The organism is Streptomyces sp. NPDC044002 (assembly GCF_056434525.1).
In genome coordinates this window covers 181,764-199,180 of the sequence record NZ_JBWKEZ010000003.1, presented here as the reverse complement: position 1 = coordinate 199,180, position 17,417 = coordinate 181,764, and the positions used below count along the sequence as shown (strand labels likewise).

Below are 17,417 nucleotides of genomic sequence, written 5' to 3'. Positions count from 1 at the left end.
GTTGTCTCCGGGCGCGGACAGGGGGCCGGTGCGGCGGTGCGGAACCGGCCCCCGTCCAGCCGGTCAGGCCCTGCGCCGCCGGGCGGCGAGGGCCGTGCCCGCCCCCGGGGCCGGCACGGTCAGCGGGGCACGGGCGGATATCGGCATGTGGGACTTCTCCGAAGTGCGGCTCATTCGGTGGCTCTTGAGCGGACTCTTTCCGTCCGCGACCGCTTCGTCAAGCCGGGTGTCCGTTCCGCCCCATCCATCCGTTCTGCTCCGGCGGCGGAGCGGGAGGTGACCACCACCGTCACGGCGGCCGCCAGCATCAGCGCCGCACCCGTGAGCGGGGCCGCCGGGACGGAGACGCCGTCCACCGCGAGCCCGCCGGCGAGGGCGCCCGCCGCGATGGCGAAGTTGAACATGGCCACCATCAGGGAGGAGGCCGCCTCGGCGGCCCGCGGCGCGGCCTGGAGCATCCAGCGCTGCAGGCTGACGGAGACCCCGCCGTAGACCAGGCCCCAGACCAGCAGCAGCGCGGTCCCGGCGGCGGCCCCCGGCACGACGGCGATCAGCGCCAGTACGGCGGTGAGGGTGGCGCTGACGGTGAGCAGCGTACGGCGTGCGTCGCGCGGCCCGGCCAGGAAGTTGCCCGCGACCCCGGCGAGGCCGTAGCCCAGGAGCAGGGTGCTGACCAGGCCGGAGTCGACGCCGGAGACGTCCCGCAGGATGGGCCGCACGAAGGTGTAGGCGGCGAACTGGCCGGTCACCACCAGGAAGGTGACGACGACTCCGGCCCGGACCGCGCGGTTGCGGCGCAGCAGGACGGGCAGTTCGCGGAAGGTGACGGGCCCGGACGGGGGCAGTGCGGGGAGCAGCAGGAGCAGGGCGGCGGTGGTGAGGGCGCCGAGGACGCCGACGGCGCCGAAGGCGGTGCGCCAGCCGCCCAGTTCGCCGAGGAGGGTCCCGGCGGGGACGCCGAGGACGGAGGCGGTCGGGACCCCGCCGAAGATCAGGGCCGTGGCCCGGCCGGCGTGGTGGCCGGGGACCAGCCGGACGGCGAGCCCGCCCGCGACGGCCCAGAATCCGCCGACGCTGACGCCGACGAGCAGCCGGGCGGCCAGCAGCACCGTGAAGTCCGGGGCGAACGCGGCGGCGAGGTTGGCGGCGGCCATCAGGGCGATCAGGGCGCAGAGCACGTGCCGCCGGTCCAGCCGGGCGGCGCCGACGGTGACGAGGGGTGCGCAGAAGCCCGCGACGAGACCGGGGACGGTGACCATCAGCCCGGCGGTGCCGTCGGAGACCCCGAGGTCGGCGCCGACGGGGGTGAGCAGGCCGACGGGCAGCAGCTCGGAGGTGATCAGGCAGAAGATCCCCAGGGAGACGGCCGTCACGGCCGCCCATGCCTTGAGGGGGCCGTGCGCCGACGGGGACGGCCCGGGGGGCGGGGTGGGGGACGGGCCGGGGGGCGGGGTGGGTCCGGGAACGCTGGACGCGGCTGGTTCGGTCATGCTCGGCACTCCGTACGGCAGGCGGGCGGACGGTGCGGGGCACGGCGGCACCAGGCCCCGGGGGTCGCGCCTCCCCCGCCGCCCGCACTGCCGTGCCGTGCCGATCGCGTTCCGCTCATTCTGCGACCGCCTGGGCGTTTCAGGCCGCCTCCGAAGGATCGATTCGGCAACGCCCGGCCCGGTCCGCCCCGTCACCCGGACGCGTGAGGGCCCGGATCCGAGCGGCCCCGGACTACGGCATGGTGGTCGGATGCAGTTACGCCGGGCCGCCCTGCCCCTCTCCCTCCTCGCGCTCCTCGCGAGCGCCGGCTGCGTGTCCGTGGGCCCCGAGTCCGGCGGCCCGGGCGCGGCGCGGGGCTCCGTACCGCCGGTGGACGCGGCCGACTCCCCCGGCGCCCCGGACGCCCACGGCGCGCGCCACGCCCACGGTCCGCCGCCGGAGCCGCCCCTGCCGCTGGGCGAGCTCCCGGAGCCCGAGGCCGCACCGGAACCGGCTCCGCGGGTGCCGCCGCCCGCCCGCCGGATCCGGCCGCCCGCGCAGCGGCCGGCGAAGCCCGCCGCACCCCGCCGCGCCCGGCCCCCCGAGCCGCCGGCGCCGCGGGTGCCGGCTCCGCCGCGCGGCGAGGAGCTGTGCGAGGCGGCGGAGGGCACGGTCCCGCCGTCGATCGTGGACCTGTGCGTCCGCCAGTACGGCCGCTGACCGGACCGGATCTCCCCGCCGGGCAGACTTGACCCTCACACCGTGTCAGGCCGTGCACTGGAGGGCGTCATGTTCACCATCGGAGACTTCGCCAAGCACGGCCGGGTGTCGGTCCGCATGCTGCGCCACTACGACGCGCTCGGACTGCTGCGCCCGGCACGGGTCGACCCCGTGACCGGCTACCGCTCGTACGAGGCGGCCCAGCTGGCCCGCCTCAACCGCGTCATCGCGCTCAAGGAGCTCGGCTTCAGCCTGGAACAGGTGGGAGCGGTGCTCGACGAGAAGGTCGGCGCGGAGGAGCTGCGCGGGATGCTGCGGCTGCGCCGGGCGGAGCTGGAGACCGCCGCGGCGGAGGCGGCGGCCCGGCTGGTCCAGGTCGAGGCGAGGCTCCGGACCATCGAGAGCGAGGGAACCATGTCCGTGGACGAGATCGTCGTGAAGAGCCTGCCGGCGGTGCGGCTGGCCGAACTGACCGGGGTGGCCGCGAGCTTCGCCCCTCAGGACATCGGGCCGGTCATCGGTCCTTTGTACGAGGAGCTGTGCCGCAGGATCGAGACCGCCGGGGTGGTTCCGTCCGGTCCGGGTCTGGCCTACTACGAGGAGGCTCCGGGCGGCGAGCCCGGATCGGTCCTGGTGCACGCCGGGCTCCCCGTGGCGTCGGCGGTCCGCGCCGAGGACCTCGGGGCCGGGGTGCGGATCGCCCTGCTGCCCGGGGTCGAGCGGGCGGCGACCGTGGTGCACCGGGGCCCGATGGACGGGGTGCTGCCGACGGCGCAGGCCCTGGCCCGGTGGATCGACGCGAGCGGCCACCGCTCGGCCGGCTACGCCCGTGAGCTGACCCTGGCCTGCCCGGAGGACCCGCAGGGGTGGGTCACCGAGCTCCAGGAGCCGCTGGCCTCCTGAGGGCCCTGCCCCGGTCGCGGACGGCCGCGCAGCACCGGGCGGTGCCCCGGCGGGCCGTCCGCAGCCGGCGCACCGCGCCGTGCCCGCGCCGGCTCCACTCGGCGCGGGGCAGCCCGGCGCGCTGGCCGCCGCCGGTGATCAGGGCGTTGACGGGGGCGTGCGGGTCGGCGGCGACGCCCTTGGCGATCAGCACGCCGACGACGAGCGGGACCAGCGCGACCGCGAGCGCGGAGCCGGCGGCGGTGACGTGGCCGAGGCGCGGGCGGGGGGCTGCGGGTGCCGAGGTGTCCATGGCGTCATTCCAGCAGCGGGGGCCCGGCCGGGAATCGGGGCGGATACTCAGTCCGTCGTACGCGGGGTACTCAGACGGTGGAGGGCGCGGTGGTGGCGGAATCCCTGGGAGGGGGCTTCGAGCCCGCGACCGGCGACGGCCCCGAGACGTCGGGCGCGGGCCGGGCGGCCGAGGTGCGCACGGCGTACGAGGGGCTGCTGGCGATCCGCCGGCTGCTGGCCGGGGGCGTCTCCGGCCCGGCCCCGTGGGAGCTGCGGCTGATGCCGCGAGCGGTGGCCCTCGTACTGGAGGCGGCCGGTTTCCCGCCGTCGGCGGTGGACGCCGGGGGCCGGCGCACCCGGACCGGCTACCGGGTGGCGGCCGGCGCGGACGGGGTCCAGGTCACCTGGTCCGGCCCGCCGGGCGGCGGCGCCGCCGGGGAGGAGCGGGAACGCCTGAACGCCTGCGCGGCCGAACTCGAACGCCACGGCTGGGAGTGCCTCCTCTACCGCGGGCCGCGCGGGCGGCGCTTCCTGGAGGTCGAGCGGCGCCGGTGAGCCGGGCGGCCCACCGCTGCGGGTGGGCCGCCCGGCCCGTCCGGGCGGCCGTCGCGGTGCCGCCCGGGTTCAGCCGTCGTCCCGGTGGCGCAGGAGGCGGAGGGCGTTGGCGACGACGACCAGGGTGGAGCCCTCGTGGACCAGGACGGCCGGGCCGATGCCCAGGCCCAGTGCGGTGGCCGGGACGAGGACGGCGACGATGCCCAGGCTCAGCCAGAGGTTCTGCCGGATGATCCGGCTCGCCCGGCGGCTGAGGCCGGTGATGAAGGGGAGCCGGCGCAGGTCGTCGGACATGAGGGCGATGTCGGCCGTTTCCAGGGCGACGGCCGAGCCGGCCGCGCCCATCGCCACTCCCACGGTGGCGCCGGCCATGGCGGGGGCGTCGTTGACCCCGTCGCCGATCATGGCCGTCCGGCCGGTGCGGCGCAGCCGGGCCACCTCGGCCACCTTGTCCTGCGGCATCAGGCCGCCGAGCGCCTCGTCCATGCCGACCTCGCGGGCCACCGCGTCGGCCACGCGCTGGTCGTCGCCGGAGAGCATCACGGTCCGGGTGACCCCGAGCGCGCGCAGGGCGGCGACGGTCTCGGCGGCCTCCGGGCGGGGGGCGTCCATCAGGCCGAGGGTGCCGAGCCAGCGGTCGCCCCGACGGACCAGCATCGTGGTGCGGCCGGTCCGTGCGAGCTCCTCGGTGCGCTCGCGCAGGGCGGGCGGTACGGGAGGGCCGGCGAGGGTGTCGGCGTAGGAGAGGCTGCCGATGTGGACGGCCTCGCCGTCGAGTTCGGCGCTGACCCCGCGGCCGATGACGGCGCGGAGGTTGACGGCCTCGGGGGCGCCGGCCGCGGCCGGGGTGGCCGCCAGCAGGGCCGGCGCGTCCCGTACGACGGCCTGGGCGAGGGGGTGGTCGCTGAGCCGCTGCGTGGCGAGGGCCGTGCGCAGCAGTTCCTCGCGGCCGGCTCCGTCGGCGGCCAGGGCCTCGGTGAGGCGGGGGCGGCCCTCGGTGAGGGTGCCGGTCTTGTCGAAGGCGAGGGTGCTCAGGCGGCCGAACTCCTCCAGCGGCGCCCCGCCCTTGACCAGCACTCCCCCGCGGGCGGCACGGCCGACGGCGCTGAGGACGGCGGCCGGGGTGGCGATGGCCAGGGCGCAGGGGCTGGCGGCGACGAGGACGGCCATGGCGCGGTAGAAGGTGTCGGTGAAGGGCTCGCCGGAGAGGGCTCCGAATCCCAGCAGGGCGGCGACGAGGACGAGGACGCCGGGGACGAAGACCTTCTGGAAGCGGTCGGTGAACCGCTGGGTGGGCGAGGTGCGCTCCTCGGCGTCCTGGACCATGCGGACGACGCGGGCGAGGGTGTTGTCGGCGGCGAGGCGGGTGACGACGACGTCGAGGGAGCCGGAGCCGTTGACCGTGCCGGCGTAGACACGGCTGCCGGGGTCGGTGGCGGCGGGGTCCGCGAGGGCGGCGGCGCGGTCGGCCACCGGGGTCTTGTCGGCTGGGACGCTCTCCCCGGTGATCGGTGACTGGTCGACGTTGCTGCTGCCCGCGGCGACGAACCCGTCGGCCGGGACCCGGGCGTGCGGGCGGACCAGGACGGCGTCCCCGACGGCCAGCTCCTCCACGGGCACCTCGACGGGCTCCGCGGCGCCGGTGCGGCGGACGAGCGCGGTGCGGGGGGCGAGGGCGCCCAGGGCCTCGATGGAGCGCCGGGCGCGGCCCATGGCGTACTCCTCCAGGGCGTGGCCGAGGCTGAACAGGACGAGGAGGACGGCGCCCTCCTCCCAGCGGCCGATCGCGGCGGCTCCGGCCGCGGCGACGAGCATCAGGAAGTCGACCTGGAAGCGGCCCCCGCGGAGGGTGGCGACCGCCTCGCGGAGGGTGAAGAACCCGCCGAAGGCGTAGGCGGCCACGAAGAGTGCCTGGGCGGCGGGGCCGCCGTTTCCGGTCAGCTGGAGGGTCAGCCCGGTGAGGTAGACGGTGAGGGCGAGCAGGGCGCTGACCAGCTCCGCGCGCTCTCCGGTCTTCTTCGCCACGTCACGCATGGCGTCACGCATCACGACGTTCATGAAATCAATATATCAGTACATTGAAATACGTGAACATGTAGACGTCCAGACGTGTGTACGTCTTGATCCGGCGATCTAAGCTGGCCCCATGGAACCTGCCGAACCAGCCGAACCAGCCGAACCAGCCGTGGAACCCACGCTCACCGAGCCCGACGCGGCAGCGGTCGCCGAGGTCATGCAGGGCCTCGCCTCACCCGCCCGGATCCGCATCCTGGCCCGGCTGCTGCACGCACCCTGCTCGGTCGGCGAACTGGCCGAGGCGCTCGGCCTCGGCCAGCCCACCGTCTCCAACCACCTGCGCCTGCTGCGCCACCTCGACCTGGTGGCCGGGCGGCGCGACGGGCGCAGCGTGGTCTACGAGCTGCACGACGAGCACGTCACCGCCCTGCTCCGGCAGGTACTGGAGCACGTTCACCACGGACGCCAGGGCTAGGGGGTGTCCGCGCAGCGCGTAGCCCACACGGCGTAGCGCCCGGCACGAGCGGGACTCGTGCCGCGACCTGAACATCTCGGCGCCGCATCACCGTGCCTCCGGGGCCCGCCGGCATGCGGTCTCCCCTCCGCCCGGGTCAGGCTGATGCCGTGAGCTGCCAACCTCTGATCGTGGTGGAGCCTCCGGACGGTCGCGGGCTGAGGGACGTCCGCGTGCGGGGTGAAGTCGTCGGGCGGGCCTGGTCTCTGGGAGACCTGCGCAGGCTGCTGCGCCGTGCCGAGGTCCCGGAGGACGTGGACCTTGAGGCTAGTGAGCTCGTGTCGCCGCTGCGCGTGGACGATGTGGAGGCACATCTCACGGGGGAGGACGAACTGCTGGTTCGCTGGCTAAACGGAGGGCCCGGTACGCGCGAGGGCGTGGAAGCGTACTTCCGGCACTGCCGGGAACAGTGGGACACTGCCGGGCCCCTTCGCGCCTTCGGCATCCGGGCGGGCGCCGACAAGGTGCTCGCGGGGACGGTCGACCTGCGGTTCACGGGAGAAGGCTTGGCTCCCGGTCAGGTGAACGTCGCCTACGGCCTTTATCCGTCCTGGAGAGGCGGTGATCCAGGTCGATCCGGAGAATCCGGCATCCGCCGCGGTCGCGCGACGTGCAAGATTCCATCCCAGCGAGCAGCCGCACAGCAACGATGCCACGCGCTTCGACTGGTACATCCTGGACCTGCGCGAGGACCATCCCGGCCGCCCCCGTTGAGCAAGTGCCGCTGCGGCGGGTTCAGAGGCTCTTGCGCATGAGAACGCACATCGTCTCGTGGCGACGGACCGACCCGTCGGGCCCTTCCTCGTCCCAGGCGTCCGGCTCACGGCCGTATGCGACATAGCCCAGGCGCTCATACAGGGCGCGCGCCCGGGGATTGTCCTCCTCTACAGCGAGTTCTGCCCTGCGCAGCCCGCGGTCCCGGATCCGTTGTTCGGCTGCTCGGACGAGCAGCGTTCCCAAGCCGCAGGACTGCAGCGCCGGCATCACGGCGAGCTGCCATAGGGTTCCAGCTCCCTCGGAGACTTGGTAGTCGATGCCGCCTTTCGCCACCGGCAGATCCGCAGGAGTGCATACAGCCAGGTAGTCCACCTCACCCGCCGCAGCGCGGGCGAGTTCCCGTTCCACGTGGCGCAGGTGGGTGTCCGAGCCCGACCAGGTGCACGCAGGGAGATCCTGGGGCAGTAGATCGCGCACGCTGACAGGCAAGGTGACGGCAGTCTCAGTGGAGTCGTCTTCAGTGTTCACGCACGGAAGCATGCGCTGGCAGCGATGGCACGACAACGGATTTCTCTCGGATCCGGCCGGTAGGCCGGCGCCGGCAACCGTGCCGCAATGTCGTCTGCTGTCCGTGCTCGTAATCAAAGCCAGACGACCAGCAGTTGCGGGACAACCCTTAGGGCAGCGGGCGGCACAGGAGGGCCGCCGGGGAGGGGTGGGAGCCGATGCGGGTGGTGAAGGCGATGCCCGCCGCGTACTCGGTGGGCGCGCACTGGCCCTTGTAGTGGCCCCGGGCGAAGTCGCCGCCGCCGGCTCCCGTCGGGCGGTTGTCGCCGCGGTCGAACCAGAGGGTGCGGCCGGCGGCCGCCGGGAGGGCCGTGCGGGCCGGGGCGCACAGGGCGGCGGAGACGCGCTCGCCGCGCAGGCTGTACCCGATGAGGAACTGCCCCGCCGGGCACTGGAGTTTGGTGTAGCCGGTGGCCCAGTCGCCGCCGGGCGGGACGTACGCCTCGTCGCGGACCACCGTGTGGCCGCCGGCCGGGGCACGCAGGTCCGAGGTGGTGCACAGGCCGCGTCCGCCGGTGTGGCCGAGGCCGGTCAGCCGGGCGCCGTCCGGGCAGACGGCCTTGCGGGCGCCGCTGTCCCAGTCGCCGGCGGCGCGGGTGCGCAGGGAGGCGTTGTGGTCCCGGTGGTCGGTGCTGAGCTGGTACCAGGCCGGGGTGGCGGGGACGGGTCCGGTGCGGCCGGGGGCGGTGGTCAGGGCGGTCAGGGGGGCGGTGCGCCAGTCGGCGGGGTCGAGGACTCCGGTGCGGCGGCCGGTGGAGTCGTAGCGGAGCAGGGCCCAGCTGTCGCCGCCCGGGGCGCCCTGGGCGGTGGTGCTCCAGCCGACGAGCGGCCAGTACGCGAAGTCGGCGTCGGAGCCGGCCAGGTAGGAGGTGAGGTTCTGGAACCAGGCGCGCGGGGCGGTGCCCGTCTCGTCCGCGCCGATGCCGAACTCGCTGATCCAGACGGGCGCGGTGAAGTGGGTGCCGGTCTCGGCGGAGACGAAGAAGGCCTGGTCGTAGAGGGTCTGTTCGAGCTGGGCCCGGGTCATGTCCTGGTAGCGGGGGTCGTGGGTCTCGCCGAGGCCGGTCGCACCGCTGTGGCGGGGGCCGGTGTACCCGTAGAAGTGGGCGGAGTACACGAGCTTGCCGGAGACGACCAGGGTGTGCGAGAGGGTGCGCACGGGGGTGAGGGTGGGGCGCTCGTGGGGGAATCCGTCGAGGGGGATGCCGGTCCAGTTGATGCCCTCGACGACGATCAGCAGGTCCGGGTTGGCCTCGGTGAGGATCCGGTCGGCGGCCTCCTGGGAGGCGGCCTGCCAGTCGTGGCCGTCGCCGAGGCCCCAGTTGGGGTCGTCCCAGGTGTCCCGGCGGACCTCGTTGTAGAGGTCGGCTCCGACCACGCGCGGGTTGTCGCGGTAGCGGCGGGCGATCGACACCCAGTCGTCGGCCCACTGGGCGGTGGAACGGCCGCTGTTCCAGCGTTCGTTGCCGTCGAGGCCGCAGCACCAGCGGGTGGTTCCGGTGTGGTTGTTGAGGATGACGGCGAAGCCCGCGTCGGTCAGGGCGGCGACGACGGCGTCGAAGACCTGGAGCGGGGTCCGGCCGCGCAGGGCCGGGTTGGCGGCCACGGCCGCGTCCGGGACGGGGGTGGTGGTGTGGAGCATCTCGTTGGAGAAGGGCAGCCGGATGCTGTTGAGGCCGAGGGCGCGGAAGTCCGCGAGCAGCGCGGGTACCGGGACCCGGTCGAGGCCGAGCGGGATGCCGTGGGAGTCCTGGCCGCTGTGGTGGGAGGCGGGGTCGGTCCGGTCGCCGGAGCCGTTCCAGGAGCCCTGGGCGCCGTCCCAGTTGCCCGAGCGGAGCCGGAACCGCTCGCCCCGCGCGTCCACGACGTAGCGGCCCCGGGTGGAGAGCGGGGGCGTCCAGGCGGTGTCGGCCGCATAAGCGGCCGGGCCGGCCGGGGCGGCCGGGGCGGCCAGGACGTCCACGGCGGGCGGGGGCGCCGCAGCGGCGGCCGGCAGCGCTCCGGCCGCCAGGAACAGCACGCTCAGCAGCACCCGTACGAGGCTCTTCATCTCGCTCCCGCCCGCTCCGGCCGCCCGCTCCGGGCGGCTGCGGCCGACAAGTTACCGGCCGGTCGCGCCGGGCGGAAGGCTCGGGAGCGCCCCGGTGCACCCGCCCGGCCGCGGAGGCGTCAATTCCGGCAAGCGGGTGCCATCCCTGCACACCCGGCCACCCGGCCAAAACCGCCCCGCCCGGGCCGGTACGCCTCTACCGTGCCCTGAGGGGCAGCCGGCAACGGGAGGGTGGGGCTGATGGACGACGACGAGGACATGCGGCTGGCGAGGATCACGCCGGAGATCTCCCGCCGCACCCTGGCGATGCTGCGCGGTCTCGCCGGACTGGAGCCGCCGGAGCAGGTACCGGAGGACGCCATGACGGTCGCCGACGCGATCCTCGACGACCACGGTACGGACGGGCTGCGGGTACTGGTGATGACGCTGGCCGCCTGGGCGACGGCGCAGATCGAGAACGTGGCGGAGCTGAGCGGGCGCAGCCACGAGGCGGTGCTCGACGCGATGGAGCTGGCCTGCCTGGAGGCCAATGCCGAGGAGTAGCCCCCGGCAGCCACCGGAAGGGTTTCTTCCGCCGGGGTACGGGCGACGCTCCGGGGCGACCCGGCCCGTCGTCCGCCACTCTCGGTGGACGGCGGACGACCGACGGTTCCGTGCCGCGGGAGGCCCTGATCCGGGCCCGGGTCGGCGACACTGGGGGGACCAGAGGCTCGTGGGGGGTCGTGATCGGAGGCCGTCGTGAGCACACCTTCCGCCATCCGGATCGCCGCCGTCCTGTCGGCCGAGCACCGCGGCCGGCTGATGGCCCACGCCCGTGAGGTCAACTTCCCCGAGGGCGCGCGGCTCTTCGACGAGGGCGGGCCGGCCCAGACGTTCTGGATCGTGCGTTCCGGCACGGTGACCCTGGAGATCCCGCTGCCCGGCCGCCGCACCCCCGCGCCCGTGGAGAGCCTCGGTCCCGGGGAGCTCGTGGGCTGGTCGTGGCTGTTCCCGCCGTACGTGTGGCAGCTGAGCGCCGAGGCCATGACCCCGGTGCGCGCCTACGAGTTCGACGGGGCGACCGTTCGCATGCTGATGGACGCCGATCCCGCCTTCGGCTCCGCGATCGGGCACTGGGTCGGGCGGATCCTCGCCGTCCGGCTCCAGCAGACCCGCACCCGGCTCCTCGACCTCTACTCCCCGCGTTCGGGGGCGGCCCGCTGAGGGCGCTCCAAACCTTTCGGGGAGGGGTGTTCGGCCGTTTCCCGGAATCCCTCCCCCACAGGTCACGGCGGCGCCGCGCGGAGGAGGGTCGCTGCGGTCTGCGGTCATGCGCTCACGATCGGTGACGAGAAACGGCCGTACGAACGGGCGTTCACGCTCCGGATCGGCAAGACTCCCGTCCGTTATCCGAAACGCCGACCCGAGGAGTGTTCGAAATGCGGTCCATCACCAGGAGTCTGGGACTGGCTTCCGGAGCAATGGCCCTCACCGCCCTCACCGCGCTGGCCGGGACCGGAGCCGCCGACGCGGCGCCGACCGGAACGCAGAGCCTCTACTCGCCGTCCGCGCTCGTGGTCAGCGTGACGGCCGGGGAGGACACCGTCAACGGGACGGTGCTGCGCGCGGCGACGCTGGTGTGCGCGCCGCGGCCGGGCGGCACGCACCCGGCCCCGGCGGCGGCCTGCGCCGAACTGCGGGCCGCCGGGGCCTCGCTGGACGCCCTCGCCGCTCCCCGGCCCGACACGGCCTGTACCAGGGAGTGGAACCCGGTGACCGTCACCGCCGAGGGCGTGTGGCAGGGCCGCCGGCTGAGTTACACGTACACCTTCGGCAACCCCTGCGGGCTGCGCAGCACCACAGGGGTGCTCTTCGGCATCTGAGGCACCCCGGGCCCGGGCCCGGCCGGGCGGCGCCGTGCGACCGCCGTCCGGCTCCGGCCCCGGCCCCGGCCCCGGCCCCGACTCCGGCCGCTCAGCCCAGTTCGAGGCTGGTGACCCCGTACACCCCGGCCAGCTCGACGTCCGGCGCCGGGCCGGTGTACATGCGGGCCGTCTCGAAGGACGGGGTCAGGCCCAGACCGGCGGCCACCGCTGCCGCCGCCGGGTTCGCGTCGGGCACGTCCACGGCCACCTCCCCGCCGGGGGCGTGCCCGGCGAGCCGCCGCAGGAGGGCGGCGGCCACCTCCGGGGCGGCGGCGTAGAGGGGGCCGATCCGTGAGGCCCCGCTGCAGGGGCGGACCACGCCGAGCCCCTCGATCCGGCCGTCCCGGACGGCAGCGAGCGCGGTCCTGCCGGGCAGCGAGGTCCAGGCGGCGAGGAAGGCGTCCCGCGGCTCCGGGAAGAACCGGCGGTCGTAGGCGGCGAGCCGCGCGAAGGGCAGCGAGGCCGCGTCCACGATCTCCACGCCGCCGTCCGCGCCGTCCGCACCCCCCGCGCCCGTCCCGGCCGGCCGGGGCACGCCCACGTAGCGCATGTTGGTCCAGGCGGAACGGAAGCCGGACTTGCGGTAGTTGTCCTGCTGTTCGACCACCCCGTCGAGCCCGACGAGCCGCCCCTTGAGGCGGTCCATCCCGGCCTGCCACAGCCGGATGCCGTAGCCCTGGCCGCGTACCTCGGGCCGGGCGATGTAGAAGCCGATGAAGCCGAAGCCGGTGCCGTAGCGCACGGCGGAGATGCAGGCCACCGGCTCCCCGTCGAGCCGCCCCACGAGGAAGCCCTCGGGGTCGGCGACCGCGAAGGCGAAGCGGTCGCTGTCCCCCGGGTTCCATTCCTCCGCATCGGCCCAGGTGCGCAGCAGTTCCATGTCGGCGGCGCTCGCGCCGGTGATCTCGAATCCCGTCATGGGCGGTGTTGTACCAGAACGCCCGGGGCGTGCGCAGGAGCGCTAACCGGCCGTCAGCAGCTCGGCGAGGGCGGCCGGGTCGACCGCCGGGTGCAGGTCGCTGACCTGACCGTCGCCCACCTCGACGACCCGCCAGACCCCGTCCTCGCGCAGCGCCAGGTCGGTGGTGACGAAGCGGCAGCCGAGCGCTCCGACAGCGGACCGGACCGGTTCGAGGGCGGTGCCGGGGAGTGCGGCGACGGGCCCGGGGTGGTCGGGGTGGGGTGTGACCAGGCGGGGTTCCCCGTCGCGCCACCAGACGCGGACCTCGGGACCGGTGAAGCGCTCGAAGGCGCGCAGGACGATCCCGCCCGCGAGGAACTCGTCCTGGAGTTCGACGAACCGGCTCACCACGCGGTGCACGGCGGGGCCGTCGGCGAGGTCGGGGAGGTGGCAGGCCTCGTGCCACTCGTGCTTGCGGGACTTCACATAGTCCTTGACGATGCCCGCCCCGGCCGGGAGGGCTGCGGCGAGGGCCGCGAGCCGCTCCCCGTCGGGGGCCTCCCCCGGCGCGGCGGGCAGCCAGCCGCTGGCGGGGGTGAGCGCGGCGAACGTCTCGTACCAGCCGGGGAGTTCATGGGCCCGCCGGTAGGCCTCGGGGGTGACGGCGAGCCCGGCGCCGCGCCCGCGCAGGGCCGCGTCGAGGTCGGCGTACCGCTCTGCGGGGACCATCCAGCCGCGGTACCAGACGGCTCCGGCCCCGGCGGGTACCCGGGCCACCGCCCGCTCGGCGTCCCCGGCGAGCAGAGCGTCGTGGTCGACGAGCGCGACGGTCCCGCCCGCCGCGCGCAACTGCCGGGCCTCGGCCGCGAAGTGGGCGTCGGCCCGGCGTTCGTGCAGCGGGTCGTGGCAGTAGAGGACGGTGGTGGTCGTGTTCACTCCCCCACGATAATGATCAGCCCGCGCAGATCACGTCGTCCAGCGCGATCGGCCGGGAGTCGAGGCGGACGTACGCGGTGAAGGTGTCGGTGGCGCCGGAGTCCCAGGTGGTGGTGACCGTGGCCCAGCCGACGCCGGCCGCCTGGGCCACCGTGGCCGGGCCGACGGCGATGTCCCGCGGGACGCCCTGGGCGCAGAGCACGACGTCCGCGTCGGGGCTGTGTGCCTGTTTCTCCTTCAGCTGTTGCGAGATCCGCTGGCCGCGGTCGCGCGCGGAGGGGCCGTGGTCGCCGTAGAAGGCGGTGAGGAAGGTGGTGATCTCCTCGGCGGTGTGGTGGTGGTGGCCGTGGTGGTGGAGGGACCATCGCGGCACCGGGTCGGCGAGGGCTGCTGCCGGGACCGACGATGCGAACAGGGGGAACAGCGCGGCGGACAGTGCGAGCAGCAGGGTGCCCGGGCGGGAGGGGATGAGCGTCATGTCCGGTTTGTAGCCGCCCGCTACCACCGGCTGTCAGGGGCGCGGCGCGGGCTCACTCCGGTGGGCCTGGAGATTCACCGCAGAAACGGCCCTCCCCCTGCGCCGACCGGCCCCGTGCGCCCCGGGGCCCGGCCGGGACGGTAATCCGTTCGCCGCGGCCGGGCGGTTCTGCGTAGGGTCGGCGCATGGGGAAGCCGCTCGTCGCAGTGTTCAGTGGGGCCGGGATGTCCACCGATTCCGGGATCCCGGACTACCGGGGACCGCAGGGGCTGTGGCGCGCCGATCCGGATGCCGAGAAGCTCGTGACGTACGAGTACTACATGGCCGACCCGGAGATCCGCCGCCGGTCCTGGCTGATGCGCTCCGAGCTCTGGTCCCTCGCTCCCCGGCCGAACGCGGCACACCTGGCGGTGGCCGGACTGGAGCGCTCCGGCACCCCGGTGCGGGTGATCACGCAGAACGTGGACGGCCTGCACCAGCTGGCCGGGACGCCCGCGCGGAAGGTGTTCGAGCTGCACGGGACGGCCCGGGAGGTGCTCTGCACCGGCTGCGGCGCCCGTTCGGGGACGGAGCAGGCGCTGGCCCGGGTGGCGGCCGGGGAACCGGATCCCGCCTGCCTGGCGTGCGGCGGGATCCTGAAGACGGCGACGGTGATGTTCGGCGAGCACCTGGACACCGAGGTGCTCGCGCGGGCGGTGGCCGTGGCCAAGGGCTGCGACGTCTTCATCGCCGTCGGGTCGACCCTCCAGGTCCAGCCGGCGGCCTCGCTCGCCGGGATGGCGGCCGAGGCGGGAGCACGGCTGATCATCGTCAACGCGGAGGAGACCCCGTACGACCCGCTGGCGGACGAACTGGTCCGCGAGCCGATCGGCACCGCCCTCCCGGCCCTGCTGGCCCGGTTCGCGTAACGCGCCGGCCCGCCGGTTCAGGCGGGTGACAGCTGGGCGGCGAGGCCGTCCAGGAGCAGGCCGAGGCCGAGCTCGAAGCCGCGGTCGTCGAGCGCGGCCAGGCCGGAACCCGTGGCGGCGGCGCCGGTGAGCGCGTCGGCCAGGGCCGGGTAGTCGGGGCGGTAGTCGGCGGGGGCCCGGCCGAATCCCGCCGTGAAGGTCTCCAGCGCCGAGCCGAGCACCAGGTAGTCGACCGCGGCGGCGGCCTCGGCCGCCCGGGCCGGGGTGCAGCCGGCCCGCACCAGGGCCGCGAGCAGCGCGTCGTAGCCGCGCAGCGCCTTGTCGGCCGCGACCTGGCGCCGGGCCGCCGGGGCGATCGCGTTGGGGTGGCGGAGGTAGACCTGCCGGTAGCCGCGGGCGTACGCGGCGATCCCCTCGCGCCAGTGCGGATCGTCGAGCGGGCTCAGGTCGATCTCTTCGTTGATGAGCTCCGAGACCGCGTCGAGCACGTCGTCCTTGGAGGCGACGTGGTGGTAGAGCGAGGCCCCGCGCACGTCGAGGCGGTCGGCCAGGGTGCGCATCTTCAGTGCCTGGGGGCCTTCCTCGTCGAGGAGGTCCAGGGCCGCGCGCGCGATGTTCCCGCGGTTGAGCAGCGGCTGGTTGGGTCGGCCCACGGTGATCCCCCTCGTTCTCCGCCGCCAGGTTACCGGGAGGGAGGGGTTCCCAAGAGGTCCGGGCCGGGTTAAGGTCCCCGCATTCCCGATACCTAACAACGTTAGATTTACGTTCCGGAGCGCTCCGGACCCGCCCGGGTGCGGGCTCCGGCGCTCCCCCTCCCCCAGAGGTGCGCATGCCAGACCTTTCCCCCCTCGCCCCCGGCCCCGGCCCCGGCCCCGACGTCCCGCGGGACACCGACGCCGCCCGCCTGAGCGCCCTGGGCTACGAGCAGGAGCTGAGCCGCAGCCTCGGCGTCCTCGGGAACGTCGCCATGGGCTTCGCCGTGGTCTCCCCCGTGGTCGCCCTCTACGCCGTCTCGATGGTCGGCACGATGATCGCCGGGCCCGCCTGGGTGTGGGCACTGCCGATCGTGCTGCTCGGGCAGTGCCTGGTGGTCAACGTCTACTCCGAGCTGGCCTCGCAGTGGCCGCTGGCCGGCGGCCCCTACCAGTGGGGAAGACGGCTGCTGGGCCCGTCGTTCGGCTGGATGAGCGGCTGGGTCTGGCAGTTCGCGGTGATGTTCGGCAACACCACCGTGGCGTACCTGGCGTCCCCGTGGGTCTTCGCCCTGATCGGGGTGGTCCCCTCGCCGGGCGCCCTGGTCGCGGTCGCCGCCGGGATCCTGGTGGTCTGCCTGCTGGTCAACGCCTACGGGATCCGGATCCTGAGCTGGTTCGTCTCGCTGGGCATCGCCGCCGAGGCCGTCGCCTCCGTGCTGGTCGGCTTCACCCTGCTGCTGTTCTTCCGCGAGCACGGCTTCTCGATGTTCACGGACACGCTCGGCGCCGAGGAACTGTCCGGCGGGTCGACCGCGATGGCCTTCCTGGCCGTCCTCGCCGTCGCCGGCTGGGGCTTCATCGGGTTCGACGCCTGCGTCTCGACCGCCGAGGAGACCAAGGACGCCGGGCGCCAGGTGCCGCGCGCCATGTGGTGGTCCCTGCTCAGCGTCGGACTGGTCGTCATCCTCAACGCGATGGCGGTCGCCCTGGCCCACCCGGACCCGAAGGCCGTCGTCGCCGGCGAGGACCTCGACCCGGTGACCACCGCCGTGGTCACGGCCTTCGGCTCCTGGTCCGACAAGCCCTTCGTCGCGGTGGTCCTGATCGGCTTCCTCGCCTGCGCCATGGCCTCCCAGGGCGGCGCCGCCCGCGGGGTCTACTCGCTGGCCCGGGACGGGGTGTTCCCCCTCTCCCGCCAGGTCCGCCGGGTCAACCGCCGCCAGGCCCCCATCGGCGGCCTGGTCACCGCCACCCTGGTCTCCTGTACCGGCCTGCTGCTCGGCCTGGACGCCACCGCCATCGGCAGCCTGATCGCCTTCGGCACCGCGGCCACCTTCCTCCCGTTCTTCCTGGTGTCCCTGGCCGCGCTGATCGCCCGGCTGCGCGGTACGTGGGTCCCCTCCGGGCACATCCGGCTCGGCCGCAAGGGCACCTTCCTCAACGTGCTGGCCGTCCTCTGGACCGCCTTCGAGGTGGCCAACGTCTGCTGGCCGCGCGCGATCATGGCCCCGCCGGGCGCCCCCTGGTACCAGATCTGGGCCGGCCTGCTGGGCACCGGCGCGGTGATCACCGCCGGCCTGCTCTACCTCGCCGTCAAGAAGCCGCAGGCCACGCTGCGGACCGCGCAGGCCCGCGAGGAGGGGGCCGCGGCGGCTCCCGTCGGCGCCCCCGTCACCGAGACCTCCTGACCCCGGGGGGGGGGGGGGGGGGGGGGGGGGGGGGGGGGGGGGGGGAGGGGAGGAGGGGGGGGGGGGGGGGGGGGGGGGGGGTGGGGGGGGGGGGTGGGGGGGAGCCGCCATAGCAGGGGGAG

Annotated in this window: 19 protein-coding genes; 10 read left to right on the top strand and 9 right to left on the bottom strand. The window is 74.9% G+C overall.

Annotation, left to right across the window (positions count from 1 at the left end; translation table 11 throughout):
* Nucleotides 1-170 precede the first annotated feature (170 nt).
* Nucleotides 171-1,490, bottom strand: coding sequence for an MFS transporter (locus AC07A6_RS03995; protein WP_478775970.1), 1,320 nt, complete (start codon nucleotides 1,488-1,490; stop codon nucleotides 171-173).
* A gap of 250 nt (nucleotides 1,491-1,740) precedes the next feature.
* Between AC07A6_RS03995 and AC07A6_RS03990 the strand changes: the two genes are divergently transcribed.
* Nucleotides 1,741-2,190 (top strand): hypothetical protein, encoded by a 450-nt coding sequence (locus AC07A6_RS03990; protein WP_478775969.1) that lies wholly within the window; start codon nucleotides 1,741-1,743, stop codon nucleotides 2,188-2,190.
* A 69-nt stretch (nucleotides 2,191-2,259) separates the two neighbouring features.
* Nucleotides 2,260-3,093: a MerR family transcriptional regulator gene (locus AC07A6_RS03985; protein ID WP_478776015.1), complete on the top strand. Its 834-nt coding sequence runs from the start codon at nucleotides 2,260-2,262 to the stop codon at nucleotides 3,091-3,093.
* Here AC07A6_RS03985 and AC07A6_RS03980 read toward each other — a convergent pair.
* Nucleotides 3,062-3,385 carry an immunoglobulin domain-containing family protein gene (locus AC07A6_RS03980; protein ID WP_362467789.1) on the bottom strand — a complete coding sequence of 108 codons (324 nt, stop codon included), beginning with the start codon at nucleotides 3,383-3,385 and terminating at the stop codon, nucleotides 3,062-3,064. The genes AC07A6_RS03985 and AC07A6_RS03980 overlap by 32 nt on opposite strands.
* Before the next feature lie 92 nt (nucleotides 3,386-3,477).
* Between AC07A6_RS03980 and AC07A6_RS03975 the strand changes: the two genes are divergently transcribed.
* Entirely contained in the window at nucleotides 3,478-3,921 is a 444-nt protein-coding gene (locus tag AC07A6_RS03975) for a hypothetical protein (RefSeq protein ID WP_478776014.1), read from the top strand.
* Between the two features lie 69 nt (nucleotides 3,922-3,990).
* Here AC07A6_RS03975 and AC07A6_RS03970 read toward each other — a convergent pair whose 3' ends face one another.
* Nucleotides 3,991-5,979, bottom strand: a complete 1,989-nt coding sequence (locus AC07A6_RS03970; protein ID WP_478775968.1) for a heavy metal translocating P-type ATPase — start codon at nucleotides 5,977-5,979, stop codon at nucleotides 3,991-3,993.
* A gap of 88 nt (nucleotides 5,980-6,067) precedes the next feature.
* Between AC07A6_RS03970 and AC07A6_RS03965 the strand changes: the two genes are divergently transcribed.
* Both AC07A6_RS03965 and AC07A6_RS03960 read left to right on the top strand, forming a co-directional pair.
* Nucleotides 6,068-6,412 (top strand): ArsR/SmtB family transcription factor, encoded by a 345-nt coding sequence (locus AC07A6_RS03965; RefSeq protein ID WP_362467785.1) that lies wholly within the window; start codon nucleotides 6,068-6,070, stop codon nucleotides 6,410-6,412.
* Between the two features lie 600 nt (nucleotides 6,413-7,012).
* On the top strand, nucleotides 7,013-7,165 hold the full coding sequence (locus AC07A6_RS03960; protein ID WP_478775967.1) for a hypothetical protein: 153 nt from the start codon (nucleotides 7,013-7,015) through the stop codon (nucleotides 7,163-7,165).
* Between the two features lie 21 nt (nucleotides 7,166-7,186).
* On the opposite strand, the gene AC07A6_RS03955 is transcribed toward AC07A6_RS03960, so the two are convergent.
* Together AC07A6_RS03955 and AC07A6_RS03950 are read right to left on the bottom strand one after the other, a co-directional pair.
* Entirely contained in the window at nucleotides 7,187-7,708 is a 522-nt protein-coding gene (locus AC07A6_RS03955; protein ID WP_478775966.1) for a GNAT family N-acetyltransferase, read from the bottom strand.
* Between the two features lie 136 nt (nucleotides 7,709-7,844).
* A complete protein-coding gene (locus tag AC07A6_RS03950) occupies nucleotides 7,845-9,785 on the bottom strand; it encodes a glycoside hydrolase family 5 protein (protein ID WP_478775965.1) in 1,941 nt (646 codons plus the stop codon).
* A 240-nt stretch (nucleotides 9,786-10,025) separates the two neighbouring features.
* On the opposite strand from AC07A6_RS03950, the gene AC07A6_RS03945 reads away from it, so the two are divergent.
* From AC07A6_RS03945 to AC07A6_RS03935, 3 genes are all read left to right on the top strand, one after another.
* Nucleotides 10,026-10,328, top strand: a complete 303-nt coding sequence (locus AC07A6_RS03945) for a hypothetical protein (RefSeq protein WP_007262440.1) — start codon at nucleotides 10,026-10,028, stop codon at nucleotides 10,326-10,328.
* Between the two features lie 195 nt (nucleotides 10,329-10,523).
* Nucleotides 10,524-10,988 (top strand): Crp/Fnr family transcriptional regulator, encoded by a 465-nt coding sequence (locus tag AC07A6_RS03940; RefSeq protein ID WP_362462153.1) that lies wholly within the window; start codon nucleotides 10,524-10,526, stop codon nucleotides 10,986-10,988.
* A gap of 215 nt (nucleotides 10,989-11,203) precedes the next feature.
* Nucleotides 11,204-11,647, top strand: coding sequence for an SSI family serine proteinase inhibitor (locus AC07A6_RS03935; protein WP_185910948.1), 444 nt, complete (start codon nucleotides 11,204-11,206; stop codon nucleotides 11,645-11,647).
* Between the two features lie 91 nt (nucleotides 11,648-11,738).
* Here AC07A6_RS03935 and AC07A6_RS03930 read toward each other — a convergent pair whose 3' ends face one another.
* Genes AC07A6_RS03930 through AC07A6_RS03920 form a run of 3 tightly spaced genes read right to left on the bottom strand, consistent with a single transcriptional unit; the run spans nucleotide 11,739 to nucleotide 14,004 of the window.
* Nucleotides 11,739-12,608: a GNAT family N-acetyltransferase gene (locus AC07A6_RS03930; RefSeq protein ID WP_478775964.1), complete on the bottom strand. Its 870-nt coding sequence runs from the start codon at nucleotides 12,606-12,608 to the stop codon at nucleotides 11,739-11,741.
* A gap of 42 nt (nucleotides 12,609-12,650) precedes the next feature.
* On the bottom strand, nucleotides 12,651-13,526 hold the full coding sequence (locus tag AC07A6_RS03925) for an ATP-grasp domain-containing protein (RefSeq protein ID WP_478775963.1): 876 nt from the start codon (nucleotides 13,524-13,526) through the stop codon (nucleotides 12,651-12,653).
* 16 nt (nucleotides 13,527-13,542) lie between these two features.
* On the bottom strand, nucleotides 13,543-14,004 hold the full coding sequence (locus AC07A6_RS03920) for a hypothetical protein (RefSeq protein ID WP_386273549.1): 462 nt from the start codon (nucleotides 14,002-14,004) through the stop codon (nucleotides 13,543-13,545).
* A 185-nt stretch (nucleotides 14,005-14,189) separates the two neighbouring features.
* On the opposite strand from AC07A6_RS03920, the gene AC07A6_RS03915 reads away from it, so the two are divergent.
* Nucleotides 14,190-14,912, top strand: coding sequence for an SIR2 family NAD-dependent protein deacylase (locus AC07A6_RS03915; protein WP_478775962.1), 723 nt, complete (start codon nucleotides 14,190-14,192; stop codon nucleotides 14,910-14,912).
* Nucleotides 14,913-14,929: 17 nt separating this feature from the next.
* Here AC07A6_RS03915 and AC07A6_RS03910 read toward each other — a convergent pair whose 3' ends face one another.
* Nucleotides 14,930-15,565: a TetR/AcrR family transcriptional regulator gene (locus AC07A6_RS03910; protein WP_478775961.1), complete on the bottom strand. Its 636-nt coding sequence runs from the start codon at nucleotides 15,563-15,565 to the stop codon at nucleotides 14,930-14,932.
* 176 nt (nucleotides 15,566-15,741) lie between these two features.
* Here AC07A6_RS03910 and AC07A6_RS03905 point away from each other — a divergent pair, with 176 nt between their 5' ends.
* Nucleotides 15,742-17,295 carry an APC family permease gene (locus AC07A6_RS03905; protein WP_478775960.1) on the top strand — a complete coding sequence of 518 codons (1,554 nt, stop codon included), beginning with the start codon at nucleotides 15,742-15,744 and terminating at the stop codon, nucleotides 17,293-17,295.
* The last annotated feature ends 122 nt before the right edge of the window (nucleotides 17,296-17,417 follow it).